At 53.1% G+C, this 20,274-nt stretch carries 16 protein-coding genes; 13 read left to right on the top strand and 3 right to left on the bottom strand.

Going from position 1 to position 20,274, the window contains the following annotated elements; translation table 11 throughout:
- The first annotated feature begins 136 nt into the window (after positions 1–136).
- From HMPREF0721_RS07005 to HMPREF0721_RS06970, 8 genes are all read left to right on the top strand, one after another.
- Positions 137–850 carry a Crp/Fnr family transcriptional regulator gene (locus tag HMPREF0721_RS07005; RefSeq protein ID WP_242821862.1) on the top strand — a complete coding sequence of 238 codons (714 nt, stop codon included), beginning with the start codon at positions 137–139 and terminating at the stop codon, positions 848–850.
- 206 nt (positions 851–1,056) lie between these two features.
- Positions 1,057–1,797 (top strand): pyruvate formate-lyase-activating protein, encoded by a 741-nt coding sequence (pflA, locus tag HMPREF0721_RS07000; RefSeq protein ID WP_006598964.1) that lies wholly within the window; start codon positions 1,057–1,059, stop codon positions 1,795–1,797.
- Between the two features lie 100 nt (positions 1,798–1,897).
- Entirely contained in the window at positions 1,898–4,144 is a 2,247-nt protein-coding gene (gene pflB / locus HMPREF0721_RS06995) for a formate C-acetyltransferase (protein WP_006598963.1), read from the top strand.
- A gap of 230 nt (positions 4,145–4,374) precedes the next feature.
- Positions 4,375–5,118 (top strand): hypothetical protein, encoded by a 744-nt coding sequence (locus HMPREF0721_RS06990; RefSeq protein WP_040639977.1) that lies wholly within the window; start codon positions 4,375–4,377, stop codon positions 5,116–5,118.
- Between the two features lie 229 nt (positions 5,119–5,347).
- A complete protein-coding gene (locus HMPREF0721_RS06985; protein ID WP_006598959.1) occupies positions 5,348–6,799 on the top strand; it encodes a nicotinate phosphoribosyltransferase in 1,452 nt (483 codons plus the stop codon).
- A 15-nt stretch (positions 6,800–6,814) separates the two neighbouring features.
- Positions 6,815–7,852 (top strand): L-threonylcarbamoyladenylate synthase, encoded by a 1,038-nt coding sequence (locus tag HMPREF0721_RS06980; protein ID WP_040640366.1) that lies wholly within the window; start codon positions 6,815–6,817, stop codon positions 7,850–7,852.
- 241 nt (positions 7,853–8,093) lie between these two features.
- Complete coding sequence (gene larA / locus HMPREF0721_RS06975) at positions 8,094–9,374, top strand: nickel-dependent lactate racemase (RefSeq protein WP_006598957.1); 1,281 nt, start codon at positions 8,094–8,096, stop codon at positions 9,372–9,374.
- Positions 9,375–9,747: 373 nt separating this feature from the next.
- Positions 9,748–10,128, top strand: a complete 381-nt coding sequence (locus HMPREF0721_RS06970; RefSeq protein WP_040639976.1) for a pyridoxamine 5'-phosphate oxidase family protein — start codon at positions 9,748–9,750, stop codon at positions 10,126–10,128.
- A gap of 76 nt (positions 10,129–10,204) precedes the next feature.
- Here HMPREF0721_RS06970 and HMPREF0721_RS06965 read toward each other — a convergent pair whose 3' ends face one another.
- Positions 10,205–10,939, bottom strand: coding sequence for a FadR/GntR family transcriptional regulator (locus tag HMPREF0721_RS06965; RefSeq protein WP_006598955.1), 735 nt, complete (start codon positions 10,937–10,939; stop codon positions 10,205–10,207).
- A 189-nt stretch (positions 10,940–11,128) separates the two neighbouring features.
- On the opposite strand from HMPREF0721_RS06965, the gene HMPREF0721_RS06960 reads away from it, so the two are divergent.
- The gene (locus HMPREF0721_RS06960) at positions 11,129–12,682 is read left to right on the top strand and encodes an L-lactate permease (RefSeq protein ID WP_006598954.1); all 1,554 of its coding nucleotides are present in this window, start codon (positions 11,129–11,131) and stop codon (positions 12,680–12,682) included.
- 108 nt (positions 12,683–12,790) lie between these two features.
- Here HMPREF0721_RS06960 and HMPREF0721_RS06955 read toward each other — a convergent pair whose 3' ends face one another.
- Positions 12,791–13,996: an FprA family A-type flavoprotein gene (locus HMPREF0721_RS06955; protein WP_040639975.1), complete on the bottom strand. Its 1,206-nt coding sequence runs from the start codon at positions 13,994–13,996 to the stop codon at positions 12,791–12,793.
- 343 nt (positions 13,997–14,339) lie between these two features.
- On the opposite strand from HMPREF0721_RS06955, the gene HMPREF0721_RS06950 reads away from it, so the two are divergent.
- Both HMPREF0721_RS06950 and HMPREF0721_RS06945 read left to right on the top strand, forming a co-directional pair.
- A complete protein-coding gene (locus HMPREF0721_RS06950; protein ID WP_006598952.1) occupies positions 14,340–15,776 on the top strand; it encodes an FAD-binding oxidoreductase in 1,437 nt (478 codons plus the stop codon).
- Between the two features lie 268 nt (positions 15,777–16,044).
- The gene (locus HMPREF0721_RS06945) at positions 16,045–17,187 is read left to right on the top strand and encodes an acyl-CoA dehydrogenase family protein (protein WP_006598950.1); all 1,143 of its coding nucleotides are present in this window, start codon (positions 16,045–16,047) and stop codon (positions 17,185–17,187) included.
- Between the two features lie 80 nt (positions 17,188–17,267).
- Here HMPREF0721_RS06945 and HMPREF0721_RS06940 read toward each other — a convergent pair whose 3' ends face one another.
- Positions 17,268–18,194, bottom strand: a complete 927-nt coding sequence (locus HMPREF0721_RS06940; protein ID WP_006598949.1) for a prephenate dehydratase — start codon at positions 18,192–18,194, stop codon at positions 17,268–17,270.
- Between the two features lie 463 nt (positions 18,195–18,657).
- Here HMPREF0721_RS06940 and HMPREF0721_RS06935 point away from each other — a divergent pair, with 463 nt between their 5' ends.
- Positions 18,658–18,948, top strand: a complete 291-nt coding sequence (locus HMPREF0721_RS06935; RefSeq protein WP_006598947.1) for a Veg family protein — start codon at positions 18,658–18,660, stop codon at positions 18,946–18,948.
- A 137-nt stretch (positions 18,949–19,085) separates the two neighbouring features.
- Positions 19,086–19,982 carry a DegV family protein gene (locus HMPREF0721_RS06930; RefSeq protein WP_006598946.1) on the top strand — a complete coding sequence of 299 codons (897 nt, stop codon included), beginning with the start codon at positions 19,086–19,088 and terminating at the stop codon, positions 19,980–19,982.
- Positions 19,983–20,274: the final 292 nt, after the last annotated feature.

The raw sequence follows: 20,274 nt of genomic DNA, 5'->3' as shown, positions 1-20,274 counted from the left end.
AAAAAGTGCAGACGTGAACGGCGCGTTAAGATAGCATTGCCGGTGCTCAGCATTGATTTTTGCGGGCGGGTATTGTATAGTTAGGGGTATCAAACCACGGAGAGACACGATGATGGGGAAAGCGAAAGGAGACGCGATGTTAAAGGAGAAAAGTCTGGTGCCGGAGGAATGCGATTTCTGCGATGAACTTTGCGCGATGGATATTCCGCTGCTGCAGGGCATCCCGGAGGATCAGAAGCGGGAACTTTTGGCCGGCGCGGACCGGGTGCAGGCCCCGCGGGCGTCGCTGCTCTTTCAGGAAGGGGATCCCGCGGATACGATTTGGATCATCCGCTGCGGCCAGGTGAAGCTTTGCCGATATGAAGCCGACGGCCGGGAACAGATCATTGGAATTTTCGACCGTTATGAGGCGATTTGGGAGGGGCTTTTTCTGGACAACAGCACCTATCCGTATTCGGCCGAGTGTCTGACGCCGGTCGAAGCCTGCGGAATTCACCTTAAGGCACTGCAGGCGGTGCTGGCCTCGCCGGAGGTGGCCATGGATGTCATCATTATGCTCAGCCGCAAGCTCCACGACGCCAACATCCGCAACATGCTTTTGACCACGCGCAAGCCGGAATCGCGGGTGGCCGGGTTCCTGCTTTACCGCAAGGAGCGCAGTACGGAAGCGTGGATTTCCCTCAAGCTGGAAGATATTGCCGCCAGTTTGAACCTGCGGCCGGAAACGGTGAGCCGCAAACTGCGCGAACTGGAAAAACTCGGACTGATCGAGCGGATTGGCCGAGGCCGACTGCATATTCTGGATTATGGCGGGCTTAAAGCGCTTTATGACGGGGATGCAGACGAGTGATTGGCCGGTGGTTCTCATTCAGCGGCAAAACTATGACAAAAAAATAACATTACTTGATTTAAATCAAAGAACACGGCAGCAGATCGTGTTAAGATAATGGCATCAAAGGGAAAGCAAAGCGCATGCACTAAGGCGTTTGCGAACTTTGACAGCACAGTTATTTTTTTAACGATATAAAATTTGAAAAAGCTGAAAGGAGAAATGCCATGGGCACAATGGGGGCGATTCATTCCATCGAGACCTTTGGCTCTGTTGACGGGCCGGGCATTCGGTTTGTGATTTTTCTCAAAGGGTGTCGCATGCGCTGCCTCTTTTGTCATAACGCAGACACCTGGGACCCGAAGTCGGATATTATGATGACGGCAGACGAACTGCTCGATCAGGCAGAGCGTTACCGGCCTTATTGGGGACGCAAAGGCGGCATCACCGTCAGCGGCGGCGAGCCCCTGCTGCAGATTGAATTTCTGCTGGAGCTGTTCACCAAGGCCAAGGCCCGGGGGATTCATACCTGCCTGGACACCTGCGGCGAGCCCTTTACGCGGGAAGAGCCCTTCTCCTCGCAATTTGAAGCGCTCATGCAGGTGACGGATCTGGTGATGCTTGACATCAAGCACATCGATCCTGCGATGCACTTAAAGCTGACGAGCCGCCCTAACGAAAACATCCTCGATTGCTTCCGATATCTGTCGGCCATCGGCCAGCCGATCTGGATTCGCCAAGTGCTCATTCCGGGCTACACCGATGACGTGGCGGCACTCCGGCGCACCCGGGCTTTTATCGAAACATTGACGGGCGTTGAGAAGATCGAGGTGCTGCCCTATCACAATCTGGGGGCCTATAAATGGGAAGAGCTGGGCATGCGCTATCCCCTCGAAGGGGTGGAAGCGCCGTCGGCAGACCATGTGGCCTGGGCCGAGCGCATTCTGCGCGGTGAAGCGCCAAATTAAGCGGCGATGTCATCCACAGGGATGATCATCCATAGATTAAAAAGAAGCGGCCGGTTCTGAACGATTTGTATTCACAGCGATTTGCAAATGGAGGAAAAAAATGAGAGAACAATGGCAAGGATTTAAAAGTGGTCACTGGGATGACGATGTCAACGTGCGGGATTTCATCCAGAATAACTACACGCAATACGACGGCGATGAAGCTTTTCTTGCCGGCCCGACGGAGGCCACCGATAAGCTGTGGGACCGCCTGCAGGAGCTGCAGAAGGCAGAACGCGCCAAAGGCGGCGTGCTCGAATGCGAAACCGAAGTGGTCTCCGGCCTGACGGCCTATGGACCGGGCTATATCGACGAATCGATGAAAGATCTCGAAAAGGTCGTCGGCCTGCAGACCGATAAACCGTTAAAACGCGCCTTTATGCCCTACGGCGGCATCAAGATGGCGGAACAGGCAGCCGAAAATTACGGCTACCATGTGAACGACAAATTCCACAAAATTTTCAACGACTATCACAAAACCCACAATCAGGCCGTGTTTGATGCCTACACGCCGGAAATGAAGATGGCCCGCCACACCCATATCGTGACCGGCTTGCCGGATACCTATGGCCGCGGCCGCATTGTCGGCGATTACAGACGGATCGCGCTCTACGGTGTTGACTACCTGATCGAAAAGAAGCAGGAAGACTTTGCGGGCTGCGGCGACGGCACGATGACAGACGATGTGATCCGTCTGCGGGAAGAAATCACCGAACAGATCCGCGCTTTGAAGGGCATGAAGGATATGGCGGCCACTTACGGCTTCGATATCTCCCAGCCGGCCAAGGACGCAAGGGAAGCGGTGCAGTGGCTCTATTTCGGTTATCTGGCGGCCATTAAAACCCAAAACGGTGCGGCCATGTCGGTCGGGCGCATTTCCACCTTCCTGGATATTTATATCGAACGGGATATCAAGGCCGGTGTGCTCACCGAAAGCGAAGCCCAGGAGCTCATCGATCATATGGTGCTCAAGTTCCGCATGGTCAAGTTCGCCCGCATCCCGTCTTACAACGAACTTTTCTCCGGCGACCCGGTATGGGCGACGCTCGAAGTGGCCGGGCTCGGGCAGGACGGACGCCATATGGTCACCAAGAACGATTATCGCTTCCTGCACACCCTCGAAAACATGGGGCCGGCGCCGGAACCGAACCTGACCGTGCTTTATTCTTCAAGACTGCCCCACAACTTCAAAGCCTACGCGGCGAAAGTTTCCGTCAACACGTCGTCGGTGCAGTACGAAAACGACGATGTGATGCGGCCGATCTGGGGCGATGATTACAGCATCTGCTGCTGCGTCTCTGCTACGCAGACCGGGAAGGAAATGCAGTTCTTCGGCGCTCGCGCCAATCTGGCCAAGTGCCTGCTCTACGCGATCAACGGCGGCATGGACGAAAAATTCAAGGTGCAGGCCGGTCCGGAATACGCGCCGATTACGAGCGAATACCTCGATTACGACACCGTCATGCACAAATACGATCTGATGATGGATTGGCTGGCCGGGCTCTATGTGAACATCCTCAATCTGATTCAGTACATGCACGATAAATATTATTATGAATCGGCGGAAATGGCGCTGATCGACACCAATGTGCGCCGCACCTTTGCGACGGGCATTGCCGGCTTCTCCCATGTGGTCGATTCGCTGTCGGCCATCAAATACGCCAAGGTTAAAACCGTCCGCGACGATTCCGGTCTGGTGGTCGATTATGAAACCGAAGGCGACTTCCCGAAATACGGCAACGACGATCCCCGGGCGGACGAAATCGCCGTGTGGCTGCTCAAGACTTTCATGAAGAAGATCGAAAAGCACCATACCTACCGCGACTCCGAACCGACGACATCGATTTTGACCATCACCTCCAACGTGGTGTACGGCAAGGCGACCGGCGCGCTGCCGGACGGCCGCGAAGCCTACAAGCCCTTCGCTCCCGGTGCAAACCCGTCTTACGGTGCGGAACAAAACGGCCTGCTTGCCTCGCTGAACTCCGTGGCCAAGCTCCCCTATGAATACGCGCTGGACGGCATCTCCAACACCCAGACCATCAATCCCGGCGCACTGGGCCACAGCGAAGACGAACGCAAGAATAATCTGGTTCACGTCATGGACGGTTATTTCGATCAGGGCGCGCATCATTTGAACGTGAATGTGTTCGGCATCGAAAAGCTGAAGGATGCCATGGAACATCCGGAAAAGGAAGAATACGCGAATTTCACGATTCGGGTCTCCGGCTATGCGGTTAAATTTATCGACCTCACCCGGGAACAGCAGCTGGATGTCATTGCCCGCACCTGTCACGACCGGATGTAAATTGTGCGGCGTTTGCCGGAATAAAATCCCCTCTCCCCCTCGGGCGCCAATAATGCGCCCGGGGTTTTTTAATGCGCCAAAAGCCCGGGGCCGTGACCTAATAAATAAAAATTCAGACGAAACGCCGATCGATCACGATCGAACGTTTGTTTGTTTCGTCACCGCCCCGCATTGAGCCCGCCGGGGTTTCATGCTATAATAAGCCAACGACCGAGATGGGGGGGACGAAGATGCACGAAGATGAGCGGCAGACGACGCGACAATTGCAGACCGATCAGCAGGGAGGCAAAAAACCCTTTGCTCTGAGCCAAAGGGGCGCCAGGATTTTGGGTGCGGCCGCGGTACTTTCCGTGGTGGCCGTGATCGCGTTAATCATTATGCAGGGCGGTTTTGCCAAACCGAGCCACATCAGCGGTATGGTGTATCGCGGGAACTGGCATCGTGCGGCGGCGGATCGCGGCGACGCGGTCGTGAAAAGCGTCAATTCGAACAAAATTCAATATTCGTCCGACAAACCCGATCAAATCGCGGTGGAAACCCTGGCAGCTTTGCTCCTCGACCAAAACAAAGCCAAAGAAGATTATTCGCTGCGGCAATATTATTACAGTCGGGGGCTGAAGGGCATCCGTTATCAAACGGATACATTCCTGGCCGGGATTCCCGGAAAAGAAGCGGAAAAAGCGGATCGGCGCCTGGCTAAAGCCATGGGTATCAGCGCGTCAAAGGTGGCCCGCCGTTACAGTTGGCTGATTGTGCCGGGACACCGCGGCAGCCGCTACGACGCCGACCGCTATGGCTTTGATATTTATTGGCTGCCTCAGGCACTGACGTCCAGGGACGGCAAAAAAACGGTGCGCGGCGTGATGCATTACAATACCAAGACGAAACAATATGCCCGGGGCACAATGAGAACAGCGTTTCTCCGAAAAACCGATGTCGGCCTGAAAGCCGGCAGCTTTAAAAAAAGTAAATGACCCCTTTTTTCGGTGCTTGACCGCGGAAAGTCCGCGGTTTTTTTAGCGGATGCGCAAAGAAAGCAAGGCAGGCGGGGGGATTATTTCGGGAAGATTTGGCAGAGCTGCAACGGATGTGGTATCATTGAGTCACAAAAATGAAGCAGAGCCGGCTGAACGAAAGAGCCCTCCGCTTTGAATCAAGGCGGCGCACGGCGTTGGGTGCCGCACAAAAGATGAGAGGGACATAATGCAATTTCCAAGAAAGCTGCAATTGGCGACAGATTTGTATCAGATGAGTATGGGCAACGTGTACCTGAATGACGGCAAGCAAAACGAGATTGCCGTTTTCGATGTGTTCATCCGGCAAAATCCCTTTGAAGGGGGCTACACCGTGGCCGCGGGCTTAGAACAGGTCATCGATTATATCGAGGGGCTTTCCTTCGATGAAGAAGATATTGCCCTGCTGCACAAGAATCATCCGGAATTCACCGAGGCATATTTGGATTATATGCGCCATTTTTGCTTTACCGGTGAAATTTATGCGGTGCCGGAGGGGACGATCATCTTCCCCTTTGAGCCCATTGTGCGGGTCAAGGCGCCTTTAATTCAGGCACAGTTGGTGGAGACGACGATTTTGGCCATTATCAATCATCAGACATTGATTGCGACCAAGGCGTCCCGGATTGTGGAAGAGGCCAAGGGCGATCCGATCATGGAATTCGGGCTGCGCCGGGCACACGGCACCGAGGCCGGGTATTACGGGGCGCGGGCCGCGGTGATCGGCGGCTGCGCCGGGACTTCTGTGGTCGAAACAGAAGCGATGCTCGGCCGGCCCGCCATGGGAACGATGTCCCACAGCTTTGTGCTCAGTTACGACACGGAGCTCGAGGCTTTTCGCAAATTTGTGGCCTATAATCCCGGTAATGCCGTGCTGCTGGTCGACACCTATAACACCCTGGAGCAGGGGGTGCCCAATGCGATTAAAGTTTTTCGTGAGGGGAAGGAAAGCGGTGCCATTACCGGGAATTACGGCATTCGCATCGACTCCGGGGATTTGGCTTATTTGACGGCGGAAGCGCGCAAAATGCTCGACGATGCCGGCTTTGTCGATGCGACCATCGTCGCCTCGTCGGATCTCGACGAATATCTGATTAAAGATTTGAAGCTGCAGGGTGCGAAAATCAATTCCTGGGGTATCGGCACCAAGCTCATCACCGCCTATGACAGTCCGGCCCTCGGCGGGGTCTATAAAATGGCGGAGATCGACGGTAAGCCCAAAATCAAAATTTCCGACGATCCCTGGAAGATCACCAATCCGGGCTATAAAAAAATTGTGCGTTTTTACAGCAAGAGCAATCACATGGCCCTGGCCGATCAGCTTTATCTGGACGGGGAAACGATTGACGACAGCAAGCCGCTGACCATTTTCCACCCGATGCACACCTGGAAAAAAATGACCCTGCGGGATTTTTATCATAAAGAATTACTGGTGCCGGTTTTTGTGAAGGGGCGGCTGGTTTATGACAAGCCGAGCATTCGGGACATTGCGGCGCATCTTGTGGATGAAAAAGCGACCCTGTGGCCGGCCTTTAAGCGCATGGTCAATCCTCATGTGTTCCATGTGGATTTGTCCCAGAAGCTCTGGAAGATGAAACAGCGCCTGTTGGACGAATGGGATGTGGATTTGACGGAATCTTAACGCAGAGGATCAATGATGGAAACAGCATTATACGATTTAAATCAGGACGATGTTGCCCAAAGCATTGCCCGCTGCGGGCAGATCATCCGCGACGGGGGAACGGTGGTTTTCCCGACGGAAACGGTTTACGGTTTGGGCGCCAATGCTTTCGATCCGGCGGCGATAGCTAAAATTTTTGAAGCCAAAGGCCGACCGGCCGACAACCCGTTGATTGTGCATATCGCCGATTGGGATCAAATTTCGGAGCTGGTGGCTGAAGTGCCGGAGAAGGCCAGGCAATTAGCCGAGGCCTATTGGCCGGGCCCCATGACGATGATCCTGCGGCGTTCGGCGGCCGTTCCCGATGCCGTGACGGCCGGTCTCGGGACGGTGGGCATCCGGTTCCCCAGCAATCCCTATGCCAGACAGCTGATTGTAGCCAGCGGGGTACCGATTGCGGCGCCGTCGGCCAATATTTCCGGCCGGCCGAGTCCGACCCGGGGCCGGCATGTGTTGGAGGATATGCTTGAAAAGGTGGATGCGATTCTCGTTGCGGACGAATCGGACGTGGGGCTGGAGTCCACCGTGATCGATATGACATCCATCCCGCCGACGGTGCTGCGGCCCGGCGGCATCACGGTGGCGGATATCGAACGGGTGATCGGGCCGGTGGCGGTGTCGCCCAATACCACCAGGCCGGTGATCCCTGAAGAAGTGCGCTCGCCGGGGATGAAATACCGGCATTATGCGCCTCACGGCCGAATGGTGATTGCCAGGGGCAGCGACGGGGAGAAAGCTGCCAAGATCAACGCGGCTATCGACGGCCTAAAGGCGCAGGACAAACCGGCGGTGCTCGCGACGGACGAAACCCTGGGGCATTACCGCCGGGGGATGATTCTTTCTCTGGGCAGCCAGACAGATCCGGCGGCTATGGGCCACAATCTCTTTGACTGCCTGCGGGCCTTCGACGATCTCGGCGCGACTCATATTTTTGCAGAAGATGTGCCCGTCGGCAACGATACGCTGGCATTGATCAACCGGCTTTACAAGGCGGCCGGCTATACCTTTATCTGATATCTAAATTTTTTATTTTGATTTTTTGACCGCTTCGGCGGTCTTTTTTAATAGGGGCATTTTGCAGATGACGGACATCTGATGAGGCGAAGTGGGAAGCGTTTTAAGCTTGAGGTAAAGTTAAGCAATAATGAAAAGGGCTTGCACGAAAGGGGAAAAAGGGTCTATAATAAAGAAAAAGGTTAGACCAATTTTGGCTAACCGTGCTTGGAGAAAACGGATTGAGAAAAAGGAGTAAGGTATGAAATTCAATATTCCCTGTGGCAGCGGTAAATTGACGTTAAATCTGGCGGACGATCAGGTGGCCGGCGTTCTGGAATCGAATATCGGGGCACTCAAGTCTGAAGGCTCGGAGGACGATATCGTTAAAGCGGCGATGGCCAAACCCTATGGCGGCAAAACCCTGAAAGAACTCGCTGCAGGCAAGAAAACCTGCACCATCATCATTTCGGACCATACCCGTCCGGTGCCCAGCAAACACATCATTCCCTTTATGCTCGAAGAGCTGCGGGAAGGCAATCCGGACATCGCCATCACCCTGCTGGTGGCAACGGGCTTCCATCGGCTGACTTCTGATGCGGAGCTGCGCAGCAAATTAGGCGACAAGGTGGTGGACGAAGAAAAAATCGTCATTCACGATTCGGCCGATGCCGCCGCTAATGTGAAAATCGGCGTGCTGCCCTCCGGCGCGGATCTGATCATCGACAAGGTCGCGGCGGAAACGGATCTGCTGGTGGCGGAAGGCTTTATTGAACCGCACTTTTTCGCGGGATTTTCTGGCGGGCGCAAGAGCGTGCTGCCCGGCGTCAGCGACCGCGTAACGGTCATGGGCAATCACTGCTCGAAATTCATCGACAGCCCCTATGCCAGAACTGGGATTCTCGAGGGCAATCCCCTGCACAAAGACATGAAGAGCGCGGCCGAGCAGGCGAACCTGGCTTATATTGTCAACGTTGTGATCGACGAAGATAAAAAGGTCGTCGCGGCGTTTGCCGGCGATAAATTTGAAGCCCATGAAGCGGGCTGCGCCTTTCTCAAAGGGTATTGCCAGGTGGATGCGATCCCGGCGGATATCGTCATCACCAGCAACGGCGGGGCGCCCCTCGACCAAAATATGTATCAGTGCGTCAAGGGGATGACGGCGGCGGAGGCCACGGCCAAAGAAGGCGGCGTGATCATCATGTGTGCCGACTGCGGCGACGGCACCGGCGGCGAAGGTTTTTATCAGGCGCTGAAGAACTGCGATTCGGCCCAGTCGCTGATGGACGAAATTCTGCAGGTCCCCCAGGAAGAAACCAAAGCGGATCAATGGGAATACCAGATTCAGGCGCGGATTTTGATTCATCACCCGGTGATTTATGTCAGCCGCTCGGAAATGCAGCAGACCATTGAGGACATGAAGATGATGTATGCCGCAACGATTGAAGAAGCCGTGGCAAAGGCGCTTGAAATCAAGGGTCAGGACGCCAAATTCACCGTGATTCCCAACGGGATCTCCGTGATTGTCAATGAAGCGAAATAAACGCAATCCAAACAGCCGAGCTACCTTCGGCTGTTTTTTATTGTCCGCAAAAATCGCAGCGGTCGGGGATTGAGCGAATGCGGACAAACGGCTGTAAAAAGACACGATTGTTTTCGAAAGAAGGCGCTTCGGCTCAAAATGGGAAGTGCGCCGCGGCGGAGCCCGGAAAACAAAACGTTGTTTGAAAAACTGAACGGTGAATTTTGGTGGGCGATGTCAGGGGACGCGCGCAAGCTAAGCGCGCGAAAACGGCCGCGGACAATTAAGATGAGGTAAAGTTTTCTTTGATAGAATGCGCTCAATTTAATAGCAGTCCCGGAAATAGATGGGAAGATTGGCTGTCAGGCAGCCGGCTTTAAGCAAAGGAGAAAATATGAGTGTATTAAATGAGGTGTTTTATGATTGCATTGCCCACGATGGGATGGTTGCGGTGGCGACGGCATCGGCGGAAGGCATTCCGCATATGGCCAACACATGGAATAAATACTTGATTGTTACCGATGACGAAAAAATTTTGATTCCGTGCTTCGGCTTTATCCAAACGGAAAAAAACAATCGGGCGCAGCCCCATGTCGAAATCACCGTGGGCAGTCCGGAGGTTCAGGGAAAAATGGGCATGGGCACCGGCTGTCTGCTGGTGGGCACGGCGGCCTTCTATAAAGAAGGGCCGCTGTTCGATCAGATGAAGTCCAAGTGTGACTTTGCCAATCGGGTGCTGGTTTTTACGCCCGAAAGCTGCAAACAAACCATCTGACGTTGTTAGCAATAAAAAAGGTCGTCGGTTTTTGATATGTACCCTCTTTACTGAACATCCAGTAAGGAGGGTATTTTTATTTGAGCTGAATGGTGCTGGTGGTGAAAAGATCGGTGAGGTCGCTGAGAAAATCCTCGACGTAAAGCATGTGTTCTTTCATGCGCTTAAGGGCCAGATCCGGATTGCCGGCAGCAATGGCGTCCACCAGGAGGCTGTGCTGGAAGGCGAGAACGCCCTCGCCCTGCTCTTCGGAAATGATGGCCACCCGGGATTCGTAAAGGATATCGTCGAGCAGCGAACCGACGGAGGCCAGCGCATCGTGGATCAGGCCGTTGCCGGAGATGATGGCGATGGTATCGTGGAAGCGGCGATCGATGGCCGCGCTTTTGACGGAGTCCGGCTCGTGGGCCATGGCATCGGCCAGACGCTGAAGCGTGGCAATGTCGTCGGCGGTGGCGTGGCGCGCGGCCAGATAGGCAGCTTCTTGCTCCAGGCATTGGCGGAAATGATGCACGTTGTAAACCGTGCCGCCCCCCAGCCAGAAGGAAATGGTCATGGGCTGGGTCATGGCGAGGCTGTAATCCGCGTTGATAAAGGTACCGCCGCCCTGACGGATGGTCACGAGGCCGATCATTTCGAGGGCGCGGATGGCCTCGCGGACAGCACCGCGGGAAACGCCGAGTTCCTCGGCCCATTTGCGTTCCGGAGGCAGACGATCGCCCGGGTGCAGTTTATGATGTTTTAATTGCGTCATGATCTGGTCCATGATAATCTGATAAACGCGTTTTTGTGGTGCTTTCGAGTTGGTCATGATGGTGCTCCGTTGTGATTGCTGTACAGGGTCATTTAACTGATTTTTGAGATATTATTTTAACACAGCCCCCTCAATAAACAAAGATAAATTATTGAGGTGTATCTTGACATATTGGTCGGACCACTGTATAATAAAAAAAGGTTTTTTAATGGATTACATATTTTGAGGAGAAAGAGGAGACAAGATATGCAAGCAGTTAATTTCATTCTGGCATTATTACCGATTTTATGGCTGATCATTGCGCTGAGCGTGCTGAAAATGCCGGGCTTTAAAGCCTGTGTGATCGCACTGGTCATCGGGGCCATCATCGCGCTGGCAAAGTTCAATCTGTCGGTAAGCAACGTGGGGACAGCGGCCCTGGAAGGAGCGCTCAATGCGTTGTGGCCGATCATTCTCGTGATTATCGCCGCGCTGTTCACCTACAATCTGACGCTTGAGACCAAGTCGATGGATTCGATTAAAGGCATGCTGTCGTCGGTGTCGATGGACCAGCGGGTGCTGATGCTCATCATCGGCTGGGGCTTCGGCAACTTCATGGAAGGGATGGCCGGCTTCGGGACGGCTGTGGCCATTCCGGCGAGTATCCTCGTCGGTCTGGGCTTCGACCCGATTCCGACGGTGGTGGCCTGCCTCGTGGTTAACTCGACGCCGACAGCCTTTGGTTCCGTCGGGGTACCGACGACGACCCTGGCGGCCGTGACAGGCCTCAATGCTTCGACTCTGGCGGCGAACACCGCGCTGATTCAGGCACTGCTGATGTTCTTATCGCCGTTCTTTGCCATGCTTATTTTGGGCAAAGGCTTTAAAGGCATGAAGGGCGTGTGGGGGATTACGCTGATTTCCTCGCTGGCCTTTGTGGTGCCGGCATTTTTGGCCGGGACATTCATCGGCCCGGAACTGCCGGATATCATCGGCTCGATTTGCTGTATGGCCGTCACCATTCTCGTGGCCCGTTCGATGAGGAAAGATCCGCCGGAAGAATTCATGACGAAAAAATCAGACAGCATGGCGGATTTGAAGGGAATGACGGTCGGGTCGGCGGTGAAGGCCTGGTGCCCGTTCATCCTGATTTTCGTTTTCTTGATTCTAACCTCCAGCCTGGTGCCGGCGATTCACGATCCGCTGTCGAGCATTGCTTCTCAAATCACGATCTACAACGGCAAGGGCGCGTCGCCGCTCGGTTTTACCTGGATCAACACCCCGGGGATCATTATCTTTATCGCGGCGATTATCGGCGGCTTGGTGCAGGGCGCCAAGATGTCGACCCAGGGCAAGGTGTTTAAAGCCACGGTGGTCGGCAACTGGAAGACCATTGTGACCATCTGCTCCGTGCTGGCTCTGGCCAAGATCATGACCCACAGCGGCATGACCGGCGAAATTGCCAATGTGCTCGTGGCAGCGACCGGGACTTTCTTCCCGCTGGTTTCGCCGCTTATCGGGACGATCGGCGCGTTTGTCACCGGTTCCGGCACATCGACGACCGTGCTCTTCGGAGACTTGCAGCGCCAGACGGCGATCAGCATTGGGGCGAATCCGTCTTGGCTGGCCGTGGCCAACACCATGGGGGCCGGCATCGGCAAGATGATCAGCCCGCAGGGGATTGCCATCGGGACTTCTGCTATTGCCATGGCAGGGGCCGAAAGCGAAGTGCTGCGTTCAGTCTTTAAATACTGCCTGATCTATGTGATTATCGGCGGTTTGGTCTGCTACTTCCTGCCGATGCTCGGTCTTGTGGGATAAAAGCGGCCGATTCAACACAAAATACAAAAACATAAAGTAAAAGCCCGCCGACAAGACGAAAACTTGTCGGCGGGCTTTTTGATGATCCGCGGCCGGTAAAGGGGTGAATTAATGTTTGTTAATGTCTGCGGCAATGGCGTCGGCCAGCGCATCGAGAGCGGCCTTGTTATCCGTGGATACCGAGGATTGGATGGTCACCTTGTTTTCGAGGCGTTTCATATCCTTCATGGCGGCCAGTTTTTCTTCGATGAGGGTGCCGGCTTTGATGGCCCAGGTGCCGTTTTCGATGACGGAGACCGTGCGGCCACTGAGCGCGAGCATTTTCATATCGGTAATGAAGGCATCCATCGGCGGATAAATATGCAGGTTGTAGGTGCAGGAGGCCAGCACCAGGTGTGAGAGGCGGAAGGCTTCGCTGATCAGGTAGGACTTATCCGTTTTGGAAATGTCGAAGACCCGGACATCCGTCACGCCGTTTTCCACCAATTTGCCCGCCAGAATGTCCGCGGCCTGTTCCGTATCGCCGTACATCGAGGCATAGACGACGAGCACGCCCTTGGATTCCGGTTCGTAGCGGCTCCATTTGTCGTGCTTGTCGATGAAATAGCTTAGATTTTTGCGCCAGATGAGCCCGTGGAGAGGGCAGATCATCCGGATATCGAGTGCCGCGGTTTTTTTGAGCAGCCCCTGAACGTTTTTGCCGTATTTGCCGACGATATTGGTGTAGTAGCGACGGGCTTCGTCGATCCAATCGCGGTCAAAATTGACTTCGTCGGCGAAAAGTTTACCGTCGAGGGCCTTGAAAGAACCGAAGGCATCGGCGGAAAAGAGCACGCCGTTCGTGCTGTCAAAGCTCACCATCACCTCCGGCCAGTGGACCATCGGCGCGGCGACAAAATGGATTTCGTGCCGGCCGAAGCTTTTGCTGTCCCCGTTTTTGACGGCGTCGAAACGATCGGCGACATCGGTGCTGAACTGAGTGAGAAATTGTTTGGCCTTGGCGGTGCCGATGACCCGGGCATTCGGGTAATGAAGAAGCAGTTCGCCGAGGGTGGCTGCGTGGTCGGGTTCTACGTGGTGGACGATGACATAGTCCAGCGGGCGGCCGTTTAAAGCGGCTTCGACGTTGTCAAAAAACTGACGCCCGCAGGACCAGTCGACGGTGTCAAAGAGCACGGTCTTTTCGTCGAGGAGCATGTAGGCGTTGTAGCTGACGCCTTCGGGAATGGGGTGAATATTTTCAAACCGTTCGGTTCTTCTGTCATTGGCGCCGATCCAGTAAAGATCGTCGGTTACTTTGCGAATATGGTGCATCAATAAGCCTCCTGAATAATAGATAATGGATTGGCCGGCACGTCCTGAATCGGACACGGTGGCTGTTGGCAGCAGGGCCGCCAAAGCCATCAATGGCCATGTTTTGTGTCCATCTTATCATGAATCAGTGTGAACGGGGTAACTTTTTGCGATGAAAATGGAAAAATTCGTTCGATAAATGTTAAGGATAGTTTAAAAGAATGAATGTAATTTTTTGAAAACGCCGAGCACGCTTGAATTAGATTGAAGAAAAGCGTATAATAAGTTTATAAATTGGTCGGACCGGTTGGACGACCCAATGAGAGTCAATCAAGTGTTGTGGAGTTAAAGGAGGACTACTTGAATGAGTAAGTACACGTATAATCAGATCACACCGGAAATTATTGAGCAGCTTAAAACAGCGGCAAATGGCCATGTGATCGTCGACGGGGATATCAACGAAGATTTTTCCCACGATGAAATGCGCATTTACGGCGAAAACATGCCGGACGTGCTGGTCGAGCCGACGACGACCGAAGAAGTCGCCGCGGTCATGAAGATTTGTAACGACAATAAAATTCCGGTGACGCCGTCCGGAGCCAGAACAGCACTGACCGGGGCGGCGGTGGCTATTTTAGGCGGCGTGATGCTTTCGACCACCAAAATGAATCAGATCATCAGCTATGATCTTGATAACTACACCGTTACCATTCAGCCGGGCGTGCTGCTCAATGATTTGGCCGAAGATGCCTTAAAACACGGCGTGATGTATCCGCCGGATCCCGGTGAAAAATTTGCGACCGTCGGCGGCAACGTTTCGACCAACGCCGGTGGGATGCGCGCTGTTAAATACGGCACCACCCGCGACTATGTCCGCTCGATGACCGTGGTCCTGCCGGATGGCGAAATTGTTCGCGAAGGCGCTTCCGTTTCCAAAACCAGCAGCGGCTATTCTCTGCTCGATCTGATGATCGGCTCTGAAGGGACCCTCGGCATCATTACCGAAATGACCCTGAAGGTGATTACCCCGCCGGAAACCACCATGTCGATGATCATCCCTTATCCGACCCTGGAAGAAGCCATTGCCGCCGTGCCGAAGCTGTTCGCGGCGCATCTCGATCCGCAGGCGCTGGAATTCATGGAAAAAGATGTGACCATGGATACCCAGAAACAGCTCGAAAAGGATGTTTTCCCCTCTGAAATGGACGGGATTGATATCGGTGCTTTCGTGCTGGCGACCTTTGACGGCAACGACGAAGACGAGGTGATGGACAAAATCGAAAAAGCTTCGGAAATTGTGCTTGAAGCCGGCGCGGTGGACGTGCTCGTGGCAGATACTCCGCAGTTGCTCCGCGATGCCTGGGCGATCCGCAGTGGCCTGCTCGACACGATCGAAGACAACACCAAACTCCTCGACGAATGTGACGTCGTGGTGCCGATTACCAAGATTCCGGAATTTTTGACCTATGCCAAATCTCTGGGCGAAGGGAAAGACTATGTCATCAAAGACTTCGGTCATGCCGGTGACGGGAACCTCCATATTTATCTGTGCAGTGACGGCGACGATAAGGAAGCCTTTATGCAGGAATCCGATATCTTCATGAAGAAAGTGTATGCCAAAGCGGTTGAACTCGGCGGCCTGATCTCCGGCGAACACGGCATCGGCATGGGCAAGATGAGCTATTTGCGCGATATGGTCGGCGACAAGAACATGGCGCTGATGCTCGGCATCAAGAAAGTCTTTGACCCGAACATGATCCTCAATCCGGGCAAGGTCTGCTTTAGCCTGGACGCAGAATAAAGAGCCGGACGGTTTTGAATCGCCCTGATAAGGGAGACGATTAAAAATTGATAAAAATTTCACACGCGCATTGAAAACGTCGTGAACTGTGTTATAATGGTCTTGATGATTCGGTGGCTTCTCCGACGGATCATCGAGACCTTTGATTTGTACATAGTACAATCAAACGCCGCGTACAAGGATGGTACAAACCGTCATATTGGGCGTCGGCTGGGGTGGAATGATTCGGAGAGGGAAATTTCGAAATTTTTAGAGAAGGGAAAAAATTATGGCATACTTAATTTCTGATGAAGCAAAAGACCTGTTGCGGGATATTCACGAGTTTTGTGAACAAAACGTGGTCGAACAGGCGAAGGAATACGATAAGACCGGCGAATTCCCGGCAGAAATGTACGAAGCGGCCAAGGAAATGGGCCTGAATGCTTTGGAAATTCCGGAAGAATACGGCGGACCGGGCCTCTCCCGTGTTGACGTTGCTGCACTGTTTGAAGAAATGGCCGTTGCTGATGCCGGCTTTGCAACCACGATTTCCGCTTCCGGCTTGGGGACTAAACCGGTTTTGATCGCCGGTAACGAAGATCAGAAGGCCCGCGTGTGTGATATCCTGGTTAACGGCGGGTTCGGGGCTTTCGGTCTGACAGAACCTGGCGCCGGTTCTGACCCGGGTGCCGGTAAAACCGTGGCGGTTAAAGACGGCGACGATTATATCTTAAATGGTCAGAAATGCTTCATCACCAATGGCGGTATTGCCGATTTCTATTGCATCACCGCTCTAACCGATAAAGAGGCCCCCGGCACGCACGGTATGTCCATTTTCCTGGTCGAAAAGGACACCCCCGGCCTGTCTCACGGTGTGGAAGAAGATAAGATGGGGATTCGTCTGTCCAACACAACCGACGTTATCCTGGAAGATGTCCGCGTTCCGAAAGAAAACCTCCTCGGCGGCGAAGGCAAGGGTTTTGCCATTGCCATGAAGACTTTGGATCAGGCTCGTGCCTGGATGGGCGTTGTTTCCACCGGTTTGGCGCAGAGAGCGATGAACGAAGCCATTGCTTATACGAAAGAACGTAAACAGTTTGGTCGCCCGGTGCTGAAATTCCAGGCGATGCAGTTCAAGATTGCCGATATGGCAATCAAGATCGAAGCTTCCCGCCAGATGAACGCTTATGCGCTGACTTTGATGGATCAAGGTGTTCCGTTCTCCAGAGAAGCGGCCATTGCGAAATGCTTCGCTTCCGATACCGCGATGGAATGCACCACGGAAGCCGTTCAGATGTTCGGCGGCTATGGCTATATCCGTGATTATCCGGTCGAAAAACTCATGCGTGATGCCAAGATCTTCCAGATCTTTGAAGGGACCAACGAAATCCAGAGAATCGTCACGGCGAATAATACCATCGGCAGATTCTAAATTCGGTCAAAAACCAACGATTAAAAACCGGCTATCCATCGATAGTCGGTTTTTAATTGGCCATTTTCTTTTAGAAAAGTTCAGTGGACAATGGTATTCGCCGGATAATTTCCCAGGAAATAAAACGACTGGGTGGCCCCCATGACCTGGCGCATCAGCTCGGGGAGCTCGGATTCGTCCTCCAGGCCGATAAAATCGAGAAAGAAACGGTATCGCCACTGCGTGCCAGGAATAGGCCGGGATTCAATTTTGGTCATATTGAGGTGATAAGTGTTAAAAATGCCGAGAAGGTGATAAAGCGCGCCCTCGGTGTGGGGAAGCTGGAACATCAGAGAGATTTTATTGCAGTAGGGGCGCCGTTCTGCCTCCCGGGATACGACGACAAAGCGGGTCGTATTCAGATCGGAAGAATTGATATCGGCCGCGAGAATTTGGAGGCCGTGGATTTTGGCGGCGCGGCGGCTGGCGATAGCGGCCTTATGCCTATCACCGGACGCGTGAACCATTTTGGCCGCGACGGCTGTGTTGTGATAGGCTACGTGCAGCCATTGCGGATATTGGGAGAGAAAGGCCTGGGATTGGGCAAAACCCTGCTCATGGGAATAAACGCTTTGGATATCGGTCAGACTGGCGCCTTGATTGCCGAGCAGGCAGTGGCGAATGGCGATAGAGATTTCGCCGACGATGGCCGCTCGGTATTTGACCAGTAAATCGTAAACAGCGGTGATGGAGCCGGTGGACGTGTTTTCGATGGGGAGGACGCCGTAGTCACACCCGCCGCCGGTGATGGATTTAAAGACGTCTTCAAAGGTTTTGTGGGCGATGCACAAGCTGTCCGTTCCAAAAAACCGCAGCGCGGCCTCTTCGGCGTAGGATCCGGAGGTGCCGGCATAGGCGATGGCGCCGCCGCTGTGGGGCGAACGCATTTGGGACCGGGTGCGCTCAAAGCGCATCATGGACTGCTGCTGCTCGTGGGTTAAAATGATGGGTGAACGGCTTTGCGACATAAAAAAAGCTCCCTGCAACCGCCAATGCGGTTTTTTAGCATCATATCATATCACTGGGGAAAGTGCACCCGCTGGGGCTGAAAACATTCTAAAAAACGAGCTTATGAAAATAAGAAGAGATTTTTGGCGAGAATGGCGCACCGATTATGAAAAAAATTGCACGGCTGCGGTTAAAAAATAAAATTTGGAAAGACGATGGGCTGATTGCGGGGAGAGCCTGCGGCATATCTTGTGGTGGCCATCAAAATCAGCCCGTATTTAGCAGCAATACTTTGAAACGAGCATGCTACAGTTTAATGGATCGAAAAGATCTGAAGTTTTAAATGAAAATGAAAAGCAATTATTGAAAATGAAAAATATTTACATATTGACAGGGTTATTTTCAATTGCTATAATATAGCCCTTTACTTTTAGTAAATATCATGGTATACTAGGCTCACATCATAGTACGAGGTGAAGAGAAATGCAGCGACAAAAACAACGCGCCACGCTGATTGACGTTAAGCGTGAGGTTGAATCTCATAAGGGCGACTTGATCAAGCTGGAGGCCCACAAAAGTAAGAAAAAGCTATACCACAAGGTGGGACGCATTGAAGCCGTGTATCCCAGCATTTTTACCGTGACGGTGGAAGCCGAAAAAAACCGTCCTGCGGAACGCTTGAGCTTTTCGTATTCCGATGTTTTGACGCGGTCGGTCAAAATCGCTTTAATCGACGAACAGCGGTTGGGACCGGTTGAAGCCATGATGGCATAATTCAATCAGTCATTATGAAGCCATGCAACGCGCATGGCTTTTTTATTTTGGATGGCAGAATGCGTTGAATCTGCTATAATGGACTTGGTAAAGACAGTATTTGCGACCGTGGAAATCAATATGCATCAGGAGGACGTATGAGTTATGTCATTGTGACGGATTCGGCGTGCAATTTACCGAGACGTCTGGTTGAGCAATATGCCATTCGGGTGATCCCGCTGACGCTCAATGTCGACAACTGTGAATTGACGGTAAAAAGCTATCGGATGGATGAGCTGGACCAATTGAAACAGCTTTATACAAAAATGCGGCGGGGGGTGCGCTTCAACACCCATCCGCTGAACAAGGAACGGTGTGAAACGGTTTTTCGGGAGGTGCTGGCGCACGGCGACGATTTGCTTTATATTGGATTTTCCTCAACGCTGTCAGACACCTTTGCCACGGCCAAATTTGTGCTCCATGCGCTCGCGGCGGCTTATCCGGAACGGACCATTCGTATGGTGGACTCTTTGGCGGCATCGCTGGGGGAAGGGCTGTTGGTGTACCACGCCGGCATTTTGCAGGAGCAGGGGGAGGATCTCGAAACGGTTTATCGATGGCTGCTGGCCAATCGCTCCCTTGTGAGACAGTGGTTTACCGTGGGCAACCTCCAGTTTCTTCAGAAGAGTGGCCGCGATAACGGCCGGTTGTTTTGGGCCAAATTATTGGGGCAAAAACCCATTTTGCGGATTAACGAGCGCGGCGCATTGGTGCCAGCTAAGCGGGTGCGCAGTCGAAAGAGGGCGTTGGACGTTTTGGTGCGCGAGATGGGAAACAGCATTGTGGAGCCCGACAGACAAACCGTTTTCATTGCCCACGGGGATTGTATTGAGGATGCCCAGTACCTGAGCCGGCGAATTCGCGAGCGCGTGCATCCTGACGAGTGCCTGATTCATTTTATTGATCCGGTGGTTGGGGCCCATTGCGGTCCGGACACCATCGGCGTTTTCTTTTTGGGTAAAGACATCCACTTGGGTAAAGACATCCACCGTTAAAAATAGGCAATAAAAACGCTGCTGCCTTTGGGCTGTGCTCATAAAATGTTTTTGGAAAACGGTGTAGCTTTCCGATATATACTCTCTTTATTGAATAGTCAATAAGGAGGGAATTTTTATACGCTATAGTTATGAATTTAAAAGACAGTGTGTTGAACTGTATCGTTAAGGTAAGTGGGGTGATTGCCTAGAAGGAGTCAAAAGCTCAAAAGATTTCCGTGACAAAATCAGGGAATGGGTCCTGTATTGAAGATAAGAACGGCCCAGAGGGCTTAAGACTAAGACACAGAGA

The sequence above is a fragment of the Pseudoramibacter alactolyticus ATCC 23263 genome (assembly GCF_000185505.1).
In the GTDB taxonomy this organism is placed as follows: Bacteria; Bacillota; Clostridia; order Eubacteriales; family Eubacteriaceae; genus Pseudoramibacter; species Pseudoramibacter alactolyticus.
This window is presented reverse-complemented; position numbering and strand designations above follow the sequence as displayed.